Source organism: Sphingobium sp. TomTYG46 (assembly GCF_055396345.1).
The window spans coordinates 1548073-1564990 of the sequence record NZ_AP027324.1; the positions used below are offsets into that span (position 1 = coordinate 1548073).

15 protein-coding genes are annotated in these 16918 nt (G+C 58.2%); 11 read left to right on the top strand and 4 right to left on the bottom strand.

The genetic code is table 11. From position 1 onward, the window contains the following. Position 1: 1 nt before the first annotated feature. From ACZ5YV_RS07885 to ACZ5YV_RS07910, 6 genes are read left to right on the top strand one after another with little or no spacing between them, the layout of a single operon-like run. Positions 2 to 1906, top strand: coding sequence for a thiamine pyrophosphate-binding protein (locus ACZ5YV_RS07885; protein WP_464787137.1), 1905 nt, complete (start codon positions 2 to 4; stop codon positions 1904 to 1906). Further along, the gene (locus tag ACZ5YV_RS07890; protein ID WP_460989515.1) at positions 1906 to 2589 is read left to right on the top strand and encodes an HAD family hydrolase; all 684 of its coding nucleotides are present in this window, start codon (positions 1906 to 1908) and stop codon (positions 2587 to 2589) included. The genes ACZ5YV_RS07885 and ACZ5YV_RS07890 overlap by 1 nt, the downstream gene beginning before the upstream one ends. A gap of 16 nt (positions 2590 to 2605) precedes the next feature. Continuing rightward, positions 2606 to 3577: an NAD-dependent epimerase/dehydratase family protein gene (locus ACZ5YV_RS07895; protein ID WP_460989514.1), complete on the top strand. Its 972-nt coding sequence runs from the start codon at positions 2606 to 2608 to the stop codon at positions 3575 to 3577. Next, positions 3570 to 4517 carry a glycosyltransferase family 2 protein gene (locus tag ACZ5YV_RS07900; protein WP_460989513.1) on the top strand — a complete coding sequence of 316 codons (948 nt, stop codon included), beginning with the start codon at positions 3570 to 3572 and terminating at the stop codon, positions 4515 to 4517. Before ACZ5YV_RS07895 ends, ACZ5YV_RS07900 begins: the two co-directional genes overlap by 8 nt. A gap of 3 nt (positions 4518 to 4520) precedes the next feature. After that, positions 4521 to 4964, top strand: coding sequence for a GtrA family protein (locus ACZ5YV_RS07905; RefSeq protein WP_460989512.1), 444 nt, complete (start codon positions 4521 to 4523; stop codon positions 4962 to 4964). After that, positions 4951 to 6024 (top strand): FkbM family methyltransferase, encoded by a 1074-nt coding sequence (locus tag ACZ5YV_RS07910; RefSeq protein WP_460989511.1) that lies wholly within the window; start codon positions 4951 to 4953, stop codon positions 6022 to 6024. Before ACZ5YV_RS07905 ends, ACZ5YV_RS07910 begins: the two co-directional genes overlap by 14 nt. A 48-nt stretch (positions 6025 to 6072) precedes the next feature. Here the strand turns inward: ACZ5YV_RS07910 and ACZ5YV_RS07915 are convergent, their stop codons facing one another. Then, a complete protein-coding gene (locus ACZ5YV_RS07915) occupies positions 6073 to 6966 on the bottom strand; it encodes a class I SAM-dependent methyltransferase (protein ID WP_460989510.1) in 894 nt (297 codons plus the stop codon). A gap of 707 nt (positions 6967 to 7673) precedes the next feature. Further along, complete coding sequence (locus ACZ5YV_RS07920) at positions 7674 to 8261, bottom strand: helix-turn-helix transcriptional regulator (protein WP_460989509.1); 588 nt, start codon at positions 8259 to 8261, stop codon at positions 7674 to 7676. 427 nt (positions 8262 to 8688) lie between these two features. Between ACZ5YV_RS07920 and ACZ5YV_RS07925 the strand changes: the two genes are divergently transcribed. The 5 genes from ACZ5YV_RS07925 to ACZ5YV_RS07945 all read left to right on the top strand — a co-directional run bounded on the left by ACZ5YV_RS07925 (position 8689) and on the right by ACZ5YV_RS07945 (position 14176). Next, the gene (locus ACZ5YV_RS07925; protein WP_464787138.1) at positions 8689 to 9237 is read left to right on the top strand and encodes a hypothetical protein; all 549 of its coding nucleotides are present in this window, start codon (positions 8689 to 8691) and stop codon (positions 9235 to 9237) included. Between the two features lie 89 nt (positions 9238 to 9326). Then, positions 9327 to 9896, top strand: coding sequence for a spore coat protein U domain-containing protein (locus ACZ5YV_RS07930; RefSeq protein WP_460989507.1), 570 nt, complete (start codon positions 9327 to 9329; stop codon positions 9894 to 9896). Positions 9897 to 9974: 78 nt separating this feature from the next. Continuing rightward, positions 9975 to 10769: a fimbrial biogenesis chaperone gene (locus tag ACZ5YV_RS07935; RefSeq protein WP_464787139.1), complete on the top strand. Its 795-nt coding sequence runs from the start codon at positions 9975 to 9977 to the stop codon at positions 10767 to 10769. A gap of 28 nt (positions 10770 to 10797) precedes the next feature. Continuing rightward, on the top strand, positions 10798 to 13299 hold the full coding sequence (locus ACZ5YV_RS07940) for a fimbria/pilus outer membrane usher protein (RefSeq protein ID WP_460989505.1): 2502 nt from the start codon (positions 10798 to 10800) through the stop codon (positions 13297 to 13299). Positions 13300 to 13324: 25 nt separating this feature from the next. Further along, a complete protein-coding gene (locus ACZ5YV_RS07945; RefSeq protein WP_464787140.1) occupies positions 13325 to 14176 on the top strand; it encodes a spore coat protein U domain-containing protein in 852 nt (283 codons plus the stop codon). Between the two features lie 51 nt (positions 14177 to 14227). Here ACZ5YV_RS07945 and ACZ5YV_RS07950 read toward each other — a convergent pair whose 3' ends face one another. Together ACZ5YV_RS07950 and rlxS are read right to left on the bottom strand one after the other, a co-directional pair. Continuing rightward, positions 14228 to 14650 (bottom strand): hypothetical protein, encoded by a 423-nt coding sequence (locus ACZ5YV_RS07950; protein ID WP_460989503.1) that lies wholly within the window; start codon positions 14648 to 14650, stop codon positions 14228 to 14230. Positions 14651 to 14934: 284 nt separating this feature from the next. Next, positions 14935 to 16899 (bottom strand): relaxase/mobilization nuclease RlxS, encoded by a 1965-nt coding sequence (gene rlxS, locus ACZ5YV_RS07955; RefSeq protein WP_464787141.1) that lies wholly within the window; start codon positions 16897 to 16899, stop codon positions 14935 to 14937. Positions 16900 to 16918: the final 19 nt, after the last annotated feature.

The window sequence follows — 16918 nt, forward strand, 5'->3', positions numbered from 1 at the left end:
CATGGGCGAGATGGCGCGAGCAGGCGAATTTGAACTGGGGCAGGAGCCGATGATGGCCAACGCCCGCATGCGGCTGGCGGACTATGTTGCCCACCGGATCGCGGAACATGGCATTCGCCATGTGTTCATGCTGACTGGCGGCGGGGCCATGCACCTCAACGACGCGCTCGGCCGCGCTGAGGGTTTGCATTATGTCTGCTGCCATCATGAGCAGGCGGCAGCCATGGCCGCTGAAAGCTATGCTCGTCTTTCAGGGCGCATGGCGGCGGTCAATGTGACCACCGGGCCCGGAGGGATTAACGCCCTCAACGGCGTCCATGGAGCCTATACGGATTCCATTCCGATGCTCGTGATTTCAGGCCAGGTGAAACGGGAGACGCTGCGGCACAACGCCACCGTCCTCGTCCGCCAGCTCGGGGATCAAGAGGCCGACACCAGCGACATGGTGAAATCCATCACCAAATTCGCGGTGACCGTTTCTAGTCCCCTTGACATCCGCTACCTGCTGGAAAAAGCGCTCTGGCTCGCTGAAAGCGGCCGCCCTGGCCCGGTGTGGCTAGACATTCCGATCGATATTCAATCGGCGCTCATCGACCCGTCCCAATTGCACGGGTTTGATCCCGTGGCTGAGGGCTATGGGAAGGCCTATGCGGTCCCCGGCGAATATGGCTGGCTGACCGACGCAGATCTGGAACGGGCCGCGCTGGACGTCGTCTCCGCCCTTCGTCAGGCGCGTCGTCCGGTCCTGATGCCGGGCACGGGCATTCGCCTGGCGGGCATGTACGAGCCCTTCCTTGAACTGGCCGACAAGCTTGGCATCGCCGTCGCTCCGGCCTGGAACGCGCAGGACCTCGTTCCCGACGATCACCCTCTTTACGTCGGCCGGCCCGGCACCGTTGGCGACCGGTCGGGCAATTTCGCCGTCCAGTGCAGCGATCTTCTGCTGATACTGGGCTGCCGTCTCAATATCCGCCAGATCAGCTACAATTATGCCGGGTTCGCGCCCAACGCCAAGAAGATCATGGTCGATGTTGATGCGCCCGAGTTGTTCAAGCCGACGATATCGATCGACATGCCCATCCACGCCGACCTGCGAACCTTTGTACCGGCCTTGATCAAGATGCTGGACGGCTATGAAGCCCCCTCTTCCCATCGCACCTATGTCGATTGGGCCATGGAGCGCCGTCGCCGCTATCCTGCTGTACTGCCCGAATATTGGGAAACGCAGGGCGTCGTGAATCCCTATTGCTTTACCGAAAGTCTGTTCGAGCAACTTGAACCCGACGAGGTCATCGTGATGGCGGACGCTACCGCAGCCGTGGTCACGGTGCAGGCGGCAAAGCTCAAAAAGGGCCAGCGGCTTTATTCCAATTCTGGCGCAGCCTCGATGGGCTATGACTTGCCGGCGACGATCGGCGCCTGGCATGGGATGTCACCCTCTTCCCAGCGGATCATCTGCCTGGCGGGTGATGGAAGCATCATGCAAAATCTGCAGGAGTTGCAGACGATCATCGGCCAAGGCATTCCAGCGAAGATCTTCCTTTATAACAATTCCGGCTATCACTCGATCCGGCAGACGCAACAGGCCTATTTTGACGGTCATTCCGTCGGTTGCGGCCCGGACTCAGGCGTTACCTTTCCCGATTTCGGCAAGGTCGCGCAAGCCTTCGGCTTTGCCTATACGCGCACGTCCGAACATAGCGACATGTCCAGGGCTATCGCAGAAACTTTCGCGGCCCCTGGTGCCGCCATCTGCGAAATCTTCATCGACAAAGGTCAGAATTTCGCGCCGAAGGTGTCATCGCGCCGCCTGGAGGACGGCAGCATGGTGACCGCCCCGCTGCACGATCTTGCCCCCTTCCTTCCAAGGGATGAACTGGCCGAAGCTTTACGAGTACCCGAATAATGAGTCAGGTACAGAACATCATCTTCGATCTCGATGGCACGCTCGTCGATAGCGCGCCTGTATTCGTGGAAATTCTGAACGACATGCTGCGAGAACGCGGCAGTTCGCGCTCCATAGGGCTTTCCGAGGTCCGGCAGTTTGCAAGTTTGGGCGGCCCTGCCCTTGTCGGCGGTGTTCTCGCGCAGGAATGTGGCGATCTGCGACAGGAAGTCGCCGACTTTCGCGCGCGTTACGCCCTATGCCCTACGCCTCTGGAATCCCTGTACGAAGGCGTTGCCGGGGGCGTGCGGGAGCTCACTGAGCATGGATACAGGTTGGCGATTTGTTCCAACAAGCCACAGCAGCTTTGCGAGAAGGTAATCGCCGATCTGAACCTCAACGCGCATTTTCCTGTCGTTGTCGGAAGTTCTCCCGATCGCATGGCCAAGCCAGCGCCTGATCTGATGGAACTTGTCATGGCGCAGCTCGGGACCAGCGTCCGCGAGTGCCTTTATGTCGGCGACAGCGAAATCGATCATGCCTTGGCTAAGGCAACGGGTATCCGTTTCGCCTTTGTGACTTACGGCTACGCCATCGAACAATTCACGGCTGACCCGCATGAGGAGTTCAGCCATTTTTCTGACCTTGTGCGGTTGCTCAAGGAAGAGCGTGCGCCTTTCTTCTCGAAACGCGGGGCCGCGTAGAAAGGTCCGGGCGAAGGTGAAGTTTACCGCTCACGTTGCAGCGGCATTGCGGCAGAGCGAGCACCGCGTCGTCCTGACCGGCGCCAGCGGATGGCTGGGACGTTCGACATTGGAACTGCTGCACGACGCACTTAGGGAGCAATTTGCAGAGCGGGTCTTCTGCTTTGGATCAACTCAGGCTGATGTGCACCTGTCCAGCACTCGAATTGTGACCCAGCGCCCGCTGGTTGAGCTGGCCAACCTCTCCCGCCATCCAACGCTACTGCTCCATTTCGCCTTTCTGACAAAAGACCGTGCTGAGACCATGCGGGAGTCAGATTACCGTTCAGCCAATCAGGCGATCCGGCAATTGGTTCTCGACGCGCTCGAACCCATTGGCGTGGAGGCGGTATTTCTGGCCTCTTCGGGGGCGGCCCACTTTGCAGATGATCTGCTCGCCACGCCCGCCATGCGGCTATATGGCGAGCTTAAGCGGGAAGACGAAGCGGCTTTCACGACTTGGTCTGAGGCCCGAGACAGAAGGCTCATCATAGCGCGGATCTTTAATCTGTCTGGTCCGCACATCAACAAATTGCCGGGCTATGCGCTTTCATCGTTCATCCTCGACGCCTTGACGGGGGGACCGGTGGTCGTGAAGGCACGCAATGAAGTGCGGCGTGGCTATGTTGCGATACGAGAGCTCATGTCGCTAGCCTTTGCACTGCTGCTCGATCAGGCGCGTGGAGTGACGCAATTCGACAGTGGCGGGCAAGATGTCGAACTTGGAGAACTTGCCTCCCTGATCGCATCTTCGATGAACTGCCCCGTCGAGCGTCCTCTAAGCGGCGTCGGTCGCGCGGACATCTATCTTGGCGACGACCGCGCCTACCGGCGCCTGCTCGACCGCTACGGCATAGAAGGCGTGTCGCTCACCGACCAGATCAGCGAGACCTTCGCCTTCTTGAAAGGCGCCGCTACTCCCGAACCCCTGCAGGATACACATGCTTAAGCCCTCCGCGACACCTGAGATTTCGGTCGTCATCCCCTGCCTCAATGAGGAGGAGAATGCAGCAGCGATTGCTAACGCCGTGATCGAGCAACTAGAGACACTGACCGACAGCTTCGAGATCATTTTCATCGACAACGGCTCCACCGACGGGACAGTAGCCATTGTCCGGGCCATGTGCGCAGGCAATGCTAGAATCCGACTGATTATCAACACACGCAACTTCGGTCAGTTGCGATCCCCTGCTCACGCGCTTTTCCAAGCCAAAGGTCGCGCCATCATCGGCATCGCCGCTGACTTCCAAGATCCGCCCGAACTCATTCCCGAGCTCGTCAAGCGGTGGCGAGCGGGAACAGAGATCGTTCTGGGCGTCAGCGAGACGAAAAAAAGCTCACCCGTCTACTCAAGCTTGCGGAAGCTGTCCTACGATCTGCAGCGCAAGTTCGGCGATTACCCGATCATCCCCAATGCCACAGGCTTCGGCATCTACGATGCGAAGGTGATTCGCGCGATCGCAGAGCTAAATGAGCCCGAACCTTTCGTTCGCGGCCTGCTAGTGGAAACAGGCTATTCGATTGAAACCGTGACATTCAAGCGGCCGGATCGTGCCGCCGGCCGCTCCAAAAACGGCTTTTTCGCGCTTCTCGATTTCGCACTGTCCGCCCTCGCCTACTCTTCGAAGGGTCTGCTCCGAGCGCCCCTATACTTCAGCTTCATTGCCTTTGCGGCAACGATAGTCAGCATGTTGGGTGCGGCATGGTCGATCGCTTGGGCGCAGAATCCCAGAATGTGGCTGTTCGCCGCGCTGCTGGAATTTCAATTCGGACTCCTGTTTCTGTTCCTCGGCATCCTCGGTGTTCAGATCCGCCTGATTTCCGATCGAACCCGGGGAATGCCGCTCGTTATCGAGCGGGAGCGCGTCAACTTCGCTCTCCAGGACTGACCCATGGCCCCGCTTTCTTCTGCGTCGATACCGCGGGTCTGGCGCTATTATATGGTTGGGGCAGCCAACACACTGTTCGGTTACAGCGTGTATGCGTTGCTGTTGTTGATCGGCCTGCAGATGTACGTTGCCCAGATCACTGGGCACATCATAGGGGTGATTTTCAATTATTTTACTTACAGTCGACACGTTTTTCAGGCCGCACCCGCCTCGAAGCTGCGCTTTTTGCTCTCTTACCTGCTGAACTATCTCGTCGGCCTGACCAGCCTAGCACTCGCCGCCACAGTCATCGCGTCGCCCTATCTCGCGGGGCTACTGGCCATGTTGGTCACCTCGATCATCAATTTCATGGTTTTGCGCCGCCATGTATTTGCACCCGGCGGGCCGAAAGCCCCGCTGACGCAGCCAGCCGTACGCCGAGAGGAGGTCGATCATGCCTCGCTCTAACAGTCCTGAAGGACAAGGCAGTCTCATCCTTTACGGGCTGGGATCCGTAGGTCAGTCTATCGCCGATGACTTACTGGCTGAAGGATGGGACATAGAATTCATACTTGATCGCGGCAAACGTGGTCAAAGCTATCGCGATATCCCGGTTCTGGCTCTTGAGGATGCCGTGGACGGCCGACTTCTGGGCAAAACGATTATGGTTGGTTTGCATAATCATTATGTGGACATAAATCGACTTCACGCCGAGCTTGATAGTGCCGGTGCCGCCCACATACTGACCCCGGTCAATTTGCCTCAACTGATCGCTAACGGACGAACGCGGCCGGGCTATTGGCTTGATCCGGACTTCAGCTATGCGGACCATAAGGCGGACTTCGCCCAAATGCGCAGCCTGCTTGCGGACGAGACCAGCCGCGACCTCTTCGACGCCATTCTGGCATACCGCCAGAGCGGAAACATTGCCGACTGCCCCTCGCCGAGCCTGGAAGATGAATATACCCCCGGTGATCTGCCCCGTTTTGCAGAGCCGTTGAAGATCATCGACTGCGGTGCATTTACTGGCGTCGCTATCCACAAATTTCTGAAGGCTGGTTACGACATAGCCAGCTTCATCGCTTTCGAGCCTGACCCGAACAATTTCGCCCTGCTCGCATCGCGTAATTTCCCAATCGAGCGGCAGATTTGCCTGCCGCTAGGTACTTGGTCAACAACCCGCCAACTGAAATTCTCAAGCGAGGGATCCATGGCGAGCCAATTGAGCGAGGCCGGCACTGCCGTTGTTCAGTGCGTGGCCGTTGATGAGATTCTTGGCGGCGAACAGGTGAACCTCATCAAAATGGATGTCGAAGGAGCGGAAATCGAGACTCTGAAGGGCATGAAAAAAATCATTGCAGAGCAGAGACCTAATCTACTCCTGTCCGTATATCATACACCAGATCACCTGTTCAGTATTGCTGAACTGATTGAATCATGGGACCTGGGATATGAATTTCACTTGAGAGTTCACGAGTTCAACACATTCGGAACCGTCATTTACGCCTTCCCGCACAGGCACACCTAAACGGATTCCGGCAGAGCCCTCTCGATACCGGCAAAGCTACCTGTTACCTCAGGCCAATCGGCAGGCCGCCTGCAGGATATGTACCTTTCTCCCCGCAACTTCCGTCATAAGGATGTTTGTATCTACGATCTTCAGACCGCAATTCTTAAGCAGGGCGGCCATTGACGATGGTGAGTAGAAATTTACATGCTCATGCCAATGTCGCTTTTCCTTTTCCCGCCCTTCGACGTCACGCCGCATAATCTCTTCATAAGGAACTTCTATGTAAAGAATTGATCCCTGGTCCATTGCTTGTCGAACGACAAGTAAAAGGTCAGAGGGATAGGGAATATGCTCTAAGATCTGCGAACAAACGATCAAGCGATATTTGGATGACGTTGCCTGTTCCCGCGTGACCGCCTTGGCGTCGCCATCTACCTCCTTGCCACTGATATCAAAGATGTCGAGGCTGACGCGCCGGTTTTCGAAAGGCGTGTTTGCTCCCGTGTCGCCTCCCCAATCTAGGACCGTCAGGGGGTCGCTGACATGAGGCGCCAGGAATTCCTCCACCTCGCCCTTGTATGAAACCGCTTCAACTAGCGCGCTGTTGCGTTCGTGATAGCCAGGTTCATAATGTTCTCGTAGCGTCACATAGGCCTCTTCCCGATATCCCGCATAAATGGCGTCCATCTCTTGTTCTGAGAAGCGGATATCACAGAACAAATGTTCACACCGACGGCATCGCAACGACTTGCAAATGGAATAAGCATTTCCATTCTGGATAGTTTTCAGTCCCCAACTATCGTCTATCACCACAGGACTCCAACCGAAGGCCCGGTCAGCCACAAAGGGCATCAGAATAGCCGACGACCTTGCCAGATCATCGGCACCGCAGCATACACAGGCCGAGGCCAGCCGCTGCCGCCCCTGGCCCGTAGGTAGAATATCATAATTCACAGTCATCTTATCCCCGCTATCTATTTGCTGTGATACAGAAGTTTTCTTAGCAGATTGTTTCACAACCCATGATGGGCTTCGAGGCCTCTTGTTGTGGTGTCACGTGTGGGACTTTGATGACCCCTCGTGCTCCGGAAGCAAAAAACCCGCAAATGCTTCCAACCCGACAGGCGATCCATACTCGTGCGACAACGCGATTGCCACTTCGTCCCTTGCGGACAGCAAAAAAGCGGGCGCCCCTCAAAGGCTGATCACCTGCCTGACGAGGGAGGCAACGGAACTCGATTGCCTGCCAGTCCCGTCGAAGGATACTCTCGCCGCTACGCTATGGCTGCTGTCTGCCAGAAGCATCGCCTCCGAACAATTCTTCGCTTATATCCTCCATCCTCCGGGTGCCTTACCGATCAACCTCGTTGGGACATTTTGGCCGGATAGTCTTGCGGCGCTGCCATCAGGTCCGACGGACGATAATAGGGCACCCATTTGTTCAGGCTCGACTCCGATCTTAGCGTCCAGCGATCCATGGAGAAGTAGCGGTGAACGGCTTCATCGCAGCGTTAAGCAGAATTTTAATTGTCCGGATTAATTGCTATTGATGAGCCGCGAATTCGGATTACTTCCCCGGTTTCGCTCGGTCGAGAGCAAGGGAGGAACGTCTCCAAACCTTTCCTCTCTCGCTCCGGCCGATATGTTCAACACCGGACTGGATCCCGTTACGCCATGAGCAGATGGGGGTAGAGCTTAGCATAAAGCTCCTCGCGACTCTTCACGTTCAGCTTCTTGTGTATTCGCCGGATATGCGTGCGAACCGTCTCGATCGACACCCCGATCCGGAAGGCGGACTGTTCGGCATTGTTGCCTCTCATCAACGCCGTCAACACGACGCATTCCGCCCGTGTAAGGCCGTACAGTACGGTTAGGTCCTCGGAAAGCCGGACAAACGCGTTATCTTCTTGGCGGAAGATACGCAGGCCCAAGCGATCATTTGCTTCAAACGGATTGATCACCCGGCCGCGCAAGAACAGCCCCCCCTTCCCTTCTTCTCCAGGCAAGTTGAGCACGGCAGTTTGGACGCCGAGAGAACCGGCGAAAGAGTCCATCATCGCTTGATGTTGTAGCGTTCGCGCACAAAGGCAACCATCACGGTTTTCCAGGATGGCACATGGAAAAAAACCCTCGGCGAATACGTTATTGTTCCATTCGATCCTAAGATTTCTATCGGTGATGAGATGCGGCACTTGTTCTGTTTCAATCCACTGCCTGATTAACGAATGAGCCATAACATCGGCATTTTCGAACACCCTTTTGCCTCCTGTTCACCCGCACCTTGTGGGTAGGCATTTCCTATCCGGCCTTTACGTGGCGAATGAAAACCCAGATTCTATAGTAATAAAGAAAAACATAACTTTCGACAGAGATATTGTGCCATTTCTGAACATATAACATTAACCATATTTTCTTCTCTGGCCGCAAAATCTATGCAAAACCGGATGGAAACTAGCCGTGAGACGAGAATTTTGCCTCTTCGGCGTACCCCGGAGCAGGTGCTCAGGAAATTAATACTCAAAAGTGGGTATTAACTTTCGGTAGATGGCTGATATTACCTTCGCTCAGTTTCGGGGTACGAAGATTAGAGTCGCGCTCGCCCTGGAGCCGTGGTCGAGGTCGATCCCAGTGGAGACGGGACCGGTTTCGATTTCTCTTCTGAACTGAACGGGGAAGTAATCCATGAAAAAGTTGTTCCTTGCCACTACGGCGGCAATGCTTGTCGCTGGTCCGGCTTTCGCCGACAGCTCTGCGACCGATAGCTTCCAAATCAATGCGTCGATTCCCGACACGTGCACGATGGAAAATGTCAACGACGTCAATCTGGGCCAGCTGACGGTCTCGACCACGGCGGGTAATGGCGCACTGCTGCTGAGCAGCGACAAGAGCGGCAACACCAACCAGTTCTGGGTCAGCTGCAACAAGCAGAACTCGATGACGCTGGCTGGCCCGGCTTCGCTGCAGAACGAAACCCGCACCTATCAGCCGGGTGTCGACGACACCGGCTTCACCGACAAGCTGAAGTACCGCGTCGCCGCACTCAACTATCTGACCAGCGGCACGCAGCCCAGCCTGGCGAATGGTGCAACCACAGTTCAGTCTGACTCGCGCGGCCCTGTTCATCGTCGCGTGCAGCTGCAGGCCCAGGTTCTGTCTGCCGACAATGCAGATCGTCCGCTGGCAGGCAACTACAAGGGCACTGTGACGGTCACGGTTCAGACCGCCATTTGATTGTCGATGTCGGCTGTGTCGCGCCAATGGCCGACCGGTCTTGACGCTCTATTGAGCAAACATCGCATCCCAAATTTGAGGAAATCACTATGAAGAAGCTCCTTCTCGCCGCGACGGCCACCGCCGTCATGCTGTCCAGCGCCCCGGCCTTCGCCGCCAACAACGACAGCGACACGTTCGACATCAACGCATCGGTCGCCAAGACCTGCACGATGGAAAACATCAATGATATCAGCCTCGGCACGCTGGACATCAACACCAATGCCGGCAACAGCGCGCTCTATCTCACCGACATCAAGACCGCCGGCACCAACTCCTTCTACGTGTCGTGCAATGACACCAACAGCATGACCATCTCGTCGGCCAATGCCGGTCAGTTGAAGACCACCACGCCGCTGACCGGCGCGGACGCGGGCTTCAAGAACACGCTGAACTATTCGCTGGGTGCCGAAAACTACCGCAATGGCGGTCAGCTGCAGCAGCCGGGCTTCCGCCGCACCCTGTTCGGCCTACTCCAGCTCAACAATGGTGCGTCGCGCGGCGCGCTGCATCGCCAGGTTAAGTTCAACGCACTGATCGATCCGCTGAACAACCTGGACGCGCGCCCGGTTGCTGGCACCTATACCGACACGATCACCGTGACCGTCACGGCCAGCTGATCTGTTGGAATATCGGCTCTGAGAAATTGGAGGGGCGAGACTCGCTCCTCCAATTTCATATGGTGACTTGGGGGTAAGATGATGTTCACGAAATTGCTGCGGCACGGCCTGCCTTTTCTGGCGCTTGCCAGCTTCGGCATGGGCGCCCAGGCGGCGCGCGTGACGCCGATGTCGGTCGATCTGGAACCCACCGGCAGCCGGTCTTCGGCGCGGCTGGAAGTCACCAACAACGAAGATCGCCAACTGCCGATGGAGGTCCGCATGTATCGCGGTACGATCGGCGAACGGGGCGAACTCGACCTGCAACCCGCAGACGAAAAGTTCATGGTTTTCCCGCCACAAACGCTGATGGCACCGAACAGCCAGCAGGTTTTCCGCGTCCAGTATCTGCCGGATACGCCGCCGACCCAATCGGAAGTCTATTATGCATCGATCAGCCAGATTCCGGTCCAGCTGCCATCCGATCAGTCGCGCATTCAGGTGGTGATGCGCTTCAATGTCCTGGTGAATGTCGTTCCCAACGGCGCGACGTCCGACCCTGCGGTTGCCGGGATCACACCGATCACGCGTGAGGTGGAGTTGGGACCGGACGAGAAGAAGCCCGAAGAAAAGGACGTCAAGAAGACGCGGATCGAAAACGGCCTGGAGGTGAGCATCGAAAATAAGGGCACGCGTTATTTCGCGGCTGGGCGGTCTGGCTGGACCATCAAAGGCACCGATGCCACCGGAAAGCCCTATTCCGCCGACTATGATGCCGCGCAGATGGGTGAGATGATCGGCATGGGCATCGTCGCGCCGGGACGGACGCGCATCTTCTTCGTGCCCACGCCCACCAAGCTGGCGGTTGGAGCAACGGTCACGCTGAAGCGCTGAGCTGATCAGCAATCTGCCGGGGGGCGATGTGAAGCGTTTATTTCTGGGCATTGCGGCCGTAACGTTGGTAGAATATCCAGCGATGCTGGTCGCGCAAACGGTCCTGCCAAGCCGGGACAGCGTGCAGACCCAGCCCTTGGCCGCGCCGCCCTCGGTGCCTGCGGTGCCTGCGCAGAAGACCAATCGACGCGGCATGCAGATGACGCTGCCCTTGCTTCGCCAGGGCGTGCTTTACGGCGACCTTGGGGCAGAGGTTTTTACCGACGGCACGGTAATGCTGGACCGTCAATCGCTGATTGAGCGCCTCTCACCTATCCTGGCCCCCGCTGCGCAGCCGCAATTTGTCGCAGCCCTGCCTTCGATCCCCGCAGTTAGCTTGGCGGATATCGAAAAGGCCGGTGTGACCCTACGCTACGATCCTTCCCGCCTGGAGATACTGGTGGAGCGGATCGATCCGCGCATGGTAGCCGCGCAGTCGCTGGGCGACCCAGTGCGCTTCACCGAACCGGCGATCACCATGCAGCCGGAAAAGTTCAGCGCTTATCTGAACGTCATCGGCGATTTCCGCATGGCGGATTTCAGTGATTTCGAAAAGCCTGCGGCCATCCTGCAAGGCGCCATCCGCTATAATGGCGTCGTTCTGGAAATGGACGGTGGCTATGACAAGGAACTGACTGGCGGCAGCGGCTTTTACCGTCGCCAGGCGCGCATGGTCTACGACGAATATGACAAGCAGCGGCGCTGGACGGCGGGCGATCTTCAACAGAATGGCTTGGGCATCACTTCGGGCACTTTGTTGGGCGGCATCGGCGTCGAAAAGGGCCGCCGAATATTCACCGGTAGTTCGCCGCTCATGCAATTGGGCGCCCAACAGGTTCTGCTGGATCGCGATGCCACGGTTGACATTCTTGTCGAAGGGCAACAGGTCGAACGCTTCCAACTGAATGCCGGCACCTATGACCTGTCTCGCCTTCAGGCCCAATATGGTGGCCGCAACGCGCAGCTGTTCGTCACCGATGTCAGCGGCCGACGGCAGATCGCCTCCTTCGACACCTATTTCAATCCGTCGGACCTGATCGCCGGCGAAACCGAATATGGTGCAGCAGTCGGCTTTGTCCCGGTCAACTTCCGGGCACAGCCCATTTATGGTGGTCCGCCGACGCTTTCCGCCTATTACAGGCGCGGCATCACCAACCGACTGCTGCTGGGCGGCGCGGTCCAGGCAGGTGAAAACACCCAACTTGCCGCTGTCGAGGTCATCGCTTCCCCGAAGAATATCCCCGGCCGTTTCGAATTGTCAGGCGCAGTCAGCACTGGGCAGGGCATGGGTTATTCCCTTCGGGGTGCCTATATATTGCAACTAGGCTATGGGTTGCAGGGTAAGCAATTCTCCATCAGCGGCGATTATCGCAGCCATAATTATTCGACGCTGTCCGACCAGATCGGCTTCGGCCGGTTCGAAAGCTTTTCGCTAACCGCGAATTACAGCCAGGCCCTGAGCGAACGGACCACCCTGATCGTCGGCGGCAACTGGTTCGATCGCGAAGGATTGCGGGGAACCAAGCTCGCCTTTGTCGATGTCATGCACCGCACATCCCGCCTGCGACTGACTGGTGGTTTAGAATATGGCCGCGACACATTCGGCCGAACAATCGGCGCACGCGCGACATTGGTAGTACCCTTCGGGGCTCGGACCAGGGCGGAGGCCGCCTATAACAGCCGACGCGATGATACGCGACTGTCTCTCACGCGCAATTATGACGATACGGTCGGCTCATTCGGCTATGACATATCCGCACGCAATTCGGATGGCCTGGCGTCGGTCGATGGTTCGGCCACCTATGTCGGCAACCGCCTCTATTCCCGCTTCACGACGATCAGTTCGGGCACAGGCATTTCCCATTTGGGCGACCGCCAGGATAGCCGCCTGCAAGTAGGCACCTCCATCGGCTTTGCGGGGGGAAGTATGGCGATCGGCCGACCAATTGGGGATTCGTTCCTGATCGCCAAGCCCCATGCCGCGTTGGACGAGCAGCAGGTCGTTGTCGGACAGTCGGTCGATAACGGCAAGGTTGAAGCCGAAAGCGGCGCGTTCGGTCCGGCGCTCGACGGCCGGGTCAACAGCTATAATCGCCAGAACGTCCAGTATGACCTTAAAAACGGCACCGAAGGATATGATATCGGCACTGGCGTCCAGACGATCAATCCGCCCTACAAGAGCGGCTACAAGCTCGTCGTGGGTACAGATGCCAGCGTCAGCGCCTATGGCTTCCTGGTGTATGGAGGAGAACGGGCGGCCCTGCTGGGCGGGACCATCAGTGGCGTCGATGATAGGGACTTCGCGCCACAACCCTTCTTCACTAATTCGGTCGGCCGCTTTGCTGCACAGGGGTTACGTCCTGGCAAGACTTATCGCGTGCAATTGAGCAATCCGCAATTGCAGTTCCTGATCCGCGTTCCGACCGATACAAAATCTCTGCTGTCCATGGGTGAGGTCTCCGCCACGCCCGCGGCAGCGACACAGGAGTAAGATTATGCGCCGATTACCGATTTGCATGATTGCATTGGCAAGCGTCGTGCCGGGCATCGCGCATGCGGACTGTCGCCCCAGCTTCGTCAATGGCGCCACTGAAGTGCGTCTCGCAGCTGGAGATAGCATGGATGATCGGCAGCTGACGGATCGCTTCCAAATCTTCCTGCGAAACGACGGTAACAGCGAATGTAGGCTGAGATTGCGGGTTACACGGGATCTGGGCGCGTCGGACCCCGATTTTCCGAATTACAGCTTGATGGGACCGGGGGGCAATGTTCCGATCAGTTCCTCATCACCCACCGACGTATCAACCGGTTCGCTACTGGTGCTGCAACCGGGCGGACGATCACCCGTATCCTACGGCATCCGAATTCCGGTTGGCTGGGGCATGAAGAGCGGCGATTACCGTCAGATGCTGGTATTCTCGCTTTCAGAGGACCGCGGCGACGTGCCGCTCGCGACCCAGCAGGTCCAGCTTTGGCTGGGTATTCCCGCAACGGCACGCATTCACTTCGCGGGGGCGAACGGCGGCGGCGGTGGAGCCCGGATCGACCTGGGTCAGCTGTCGATGACCGCACGAACGGTCTCCTCTCCTTTCGCAGTCAGAATTCTCAGCACCGCTGGCTATCAGCTGCGGTTCGCTTCGCAAAATGGCGGAGCGCTACGACGCACGGACGGGCCGGAGACGATTGCCTATAATCTGTTTGTCGATGGACGACCCTTTAACATGGTGACCGGCGATGAAGTGGAAGTGGGCCATCACACGAGTTCGACCGGCGACGTCCATAATGTGTCGATCACCGTCGAGCCTAACGCCAATTGGCACGCAGGAAACTACAGCGACCGTGTCACTGTTACGGTCACGCCGATCTGATGCGCGGGTTACAAGGCGGCCCAATCCGATGGCGGAGCGGCTCTCTGTCCATCAAAAATAGGTGATCGTCAGATTGATGGCTAAAGGTGCCTCCAGTGCAGCATATTGCACACCGATTGGGCGAAGTCCGAATTTTGCACCCATCCGGTTCGCCACCGGCGTCCATCCCGACCGGCTCAAGCGCCGCGAGACGCCCGCATAGTTGAGGTTCACCTGCTCCGCTTGTGTCAGTTCCCGATAGGAGGCTGCGACCTGGAAGCCGTCTGGAGCGTTGCAAATCTCCATGACACTTCCGACCTGATATCCTTCGCTGCCCTGAAGGACGATCGCGTCACTGTTGATCTCGCAATAGACGGGAACGACGGCGCGAATGCCGAAGGAGCCATGGGCTGTGTCGTCAGCCAATGCAGGGCCGCCAATGAAAATCCCTGGGGCGATGACCGCAAATGTGCTGCACAGACGATAGGCTTTCATGTTCAAACCCCTTTGTTGTGCAACGACATTACCGATGGGTCCTAACGATTCCTGAAATCAACATGCTTGACGCGCGTTAATCATGCTCAACATCCGTTTAACCTCAAGCTTGCGAAATCGATGTCCAAAAAGGACGCGATTTTGTCCTTTGGGACGAACCTTCCACGTCCCGACAGACTCAGACGGCGCGATATTAATTATCGAATCTCCGTTTCAGCCGGTTAAGTAGTCGCATGCACCGCCAGGAAGGGATGAAGTGGAACTTGAACGCGCGCGGTCTAACATCATGAGATTGTCGGTCCCGATCGACCGCGCTGGAACTGCCAATCAATGCCGTTCACGCGCATGATCCCGTACGCTACCTTCCCGATATTGCGTTCGAGCACATCGCGCCACGGCACCAGCGTGAAATCCCGCGCGCGCTCGACCACCGCATATGGCCCATTCTCAAGGTCCAAACGCCGCTCAATGACACCCTCTACGCGCTCGACCACATTGATTGACTCAAATCGCTTGCCAAGTTCCTTGCCAAGACTCTCGCCAACATCGCGAAGCTCGCGCACGCGGAGGGCATCCAATGCGCCGCGCCGCAACTGGAAAGCCTGGCCTTCGCCATCGGCCAATTGCTGTTCGACGAGCCATTGACGCCTGGCCGACATTGCGTCGCGCACTTCGCGACCAAAGCCCGCATCGCGGACAGCGCTCGGCGCACCTGATGCCAGTTCGCGATCGAGCCAGGTCGGCGCCTCCCTTGTCGGCAGGTCGGCGACAGGTGTTCGCGAGAGGATCGAGACCGCCACCGGCCGGTCACGTTTCTGTCGCTGGGCATAGACCTCGGCACGGGCGAGGTGATCGTCGGGAATGACCCAGCTCCCATCCTCTGATCGCTCCGGCCCGGCCCCGGCCCATCGCATAGCTTCCAGTCGCCGGACATGGCTCGCGGCATAAGCTTCGCTGGCCCGAGCATCGTGCGCCAGATGTAGGTCGACCGAATAGCGTCCACCGTTGGCGCGAGCGACAGCATCGACGGTACGATCCGCCCGCATCACGCTCGCCCTTGTCGGCTCTATCCGCACGGTCGCATTCTCTGGAACCGACGGTACAGCATCGCCCCGGCCAATGTCTATATAATGGACCCGGCCATCGACACCGTCGAGCATCGCGTAATGACGGTCGTGATGCTCGTCGGAGAAGCCTCTATGGATCCACCGGCCAATAATGGATTGGTGGATCTCTGTCGTTATCACCTGCTCGACGCCCGCACGGTCCAGCCGACGTGCCGTGAGTTCGCGCTGCATGAGGCGGATGATGTCGCCGCGCTCTCCCATGCGCCGCAGCGTGTCCTCCATTCCATCGACCAGCTGATAGCGCCCGTCGCCGATATCTTCGGCAAGTTCCATCGCCTTCAATTTGCGAAGCCGACCGGCCGCCACCGATTGCTGGAAGGGCTCGTTGTCGGCGGGCGATACGATCCGATCGGCATCCATCCTCCGCAGCAGGCGACGGTCGATCGCGGTCAGCCGCTCCTGCTCGACATCATGGCGCAGGCGGGCTTCGATTTCGTGATCGGTCCGCGGCCCCAGGTCGAGCGTCACCAGTTCGGACGCGCGCTCCCGTAGCCCGTGTGAAATATACTCGCGCGCAATGATGAGATTGTCGCCGCGATCATCGACGCCGCGCAGCACGATATGGGTGTGCGGGCGTTCGGTGTTGAAATGATCGACCGCGACCCAGTCGAGCTTGGTGCAGAGGTCCTGTTCGACCTGAGTCATGAGCCGCCGGACATAGGGCTTGAGGTCGGGATATTCTGCCCCATCTTCGGCAGAGATTATGAAGCGGAATTGGTGGCGATCACCAGCCGTGCGCTTCAGGAAATCGTCGCCATCCGCGCGGTCGGTCGCCGGGCCGTAAAGCTCCCCCGGCAAGCCCTCGCGCGTGACGCCGTCGCGCTGGATGTAGCGCAAATGGGCGCGGGCTGCCTGACCAGCCTTGCCACCGAGCCGGATGAGGCTCGCCTTCACCACCGCGCGGCGTCCACGGAAGCCGACCAACCTGTCGCGACTGGCGAGAAGCCGTCCCATGCTCGCGCCCCGGCCGATCCGGCTGCCATCGAAACGCCGCGACCTTTTGCCGGTCTTGTTACCAGCCAGCCGCGTCGCCGCGAGGATGCGCCCGCCATATTTGACGGTGCGCTTGCCATCATTGCTCCTCATCCTGCCGAGCCTGGGGGTGAGGTCATCGTCAGACATGGTAACGCCGCCCCATCTC

What these genes read in the sequence shown, in the direction of transcription:
- ACZ5YV_RS07885 (WP_464787137.1), top strand. Translation starts at nt 2, where the DNA reads ATGGGCGAGATGGCGCGAGCAGGCGAATTTGAACTGGGGCAGGAGCCG.
- ACZ5YV_RS07890 (WP_460989515.1), top strand. Translation starts at nt 1,906, where the DNA reads ATGAGTCAGGTACAGAACATCATCTTCGATCTCGATGGCACGCTCGTC.
- ACZ5YV_RS07900 (WP_460989513.1), top strand. Translation starts at nt 3,570, where the DNA reads ATGCTTAAGCCCTCCGCGACACCTGAGATTTCGGTCGTCATCCCCTGC.
- ACZ5YV_RS07905 (WP_460989512.1), top strand. Translation starts at nt 4,521, where the DNA reads ATGGCCCCGCTTTCTTCTGCGTCGATACCGCGGGTCTGGCGCTATTAT.
- ACZ5YV_RS07910 (WP_460989511.1), top strand. Translation starts at nt 4,951, where the DNA reads ATGCCTCGCTCTAACAGTCCTGAAGGACAAGGCAGTCTCATCCTTTAC.
- ACZ5YV_RS07915 (WP_460989510.1), bottom strand. Translation starts at nt 6,966, where the DNA reads ATGACTGTGAATTATGATATTCTACCTACGGGCCAGGGGCGGCAGCGG.
- ACZ5YV_RS07925 (WP_464787138.1), top strand. Translation starts at nt 8,689, where the DNA reads ATGAAAAAGTTGTTCCTTGCCACTACGGCGGCAATGCTTGTCGCTGGT.
- ACZ5YV_RS07930 (WP_460989507.1), top strand. Translation starts at nt 9,327, where the DNA reads ATGAAGAAGCTCCTTCTCGCCGCGACGGCCACCGCCGTCATGCTGTCC.
- ACZ5YV_RS07935 (WP_464787139.1), top strand. Translation starts at nt 9,975, where the DNA reads ATGATGTTCACGAAATTGCTGCGGCACGGCCTGCCTTTTCTGGCGCTT.
- ACZ5YV_RS07945 (WP_464787140.1), top strand. Translation starts at nt 13,325, where the DNA reads ATGATTGCATTGGCAAGCGTCGTGCCGGGCATCGCGCATGCGGACTGT.
- ACZ5YV_RS07950 (WP_460989503.1), bottom strand. Translation starts at nt 14,650, where the DNA reads ATGAAAGCCTATCGTCTGTGCAGCACATTTGCGGTCATCGCCCCAGGG.
- rlxS (WP_464787141.1), bottom strand. Translation starts at nt 16,899, where the DNA reads ATGTCTGACGATGACCTCACCCCCAGGCTCGGCAGGATGAGGAGCAAT.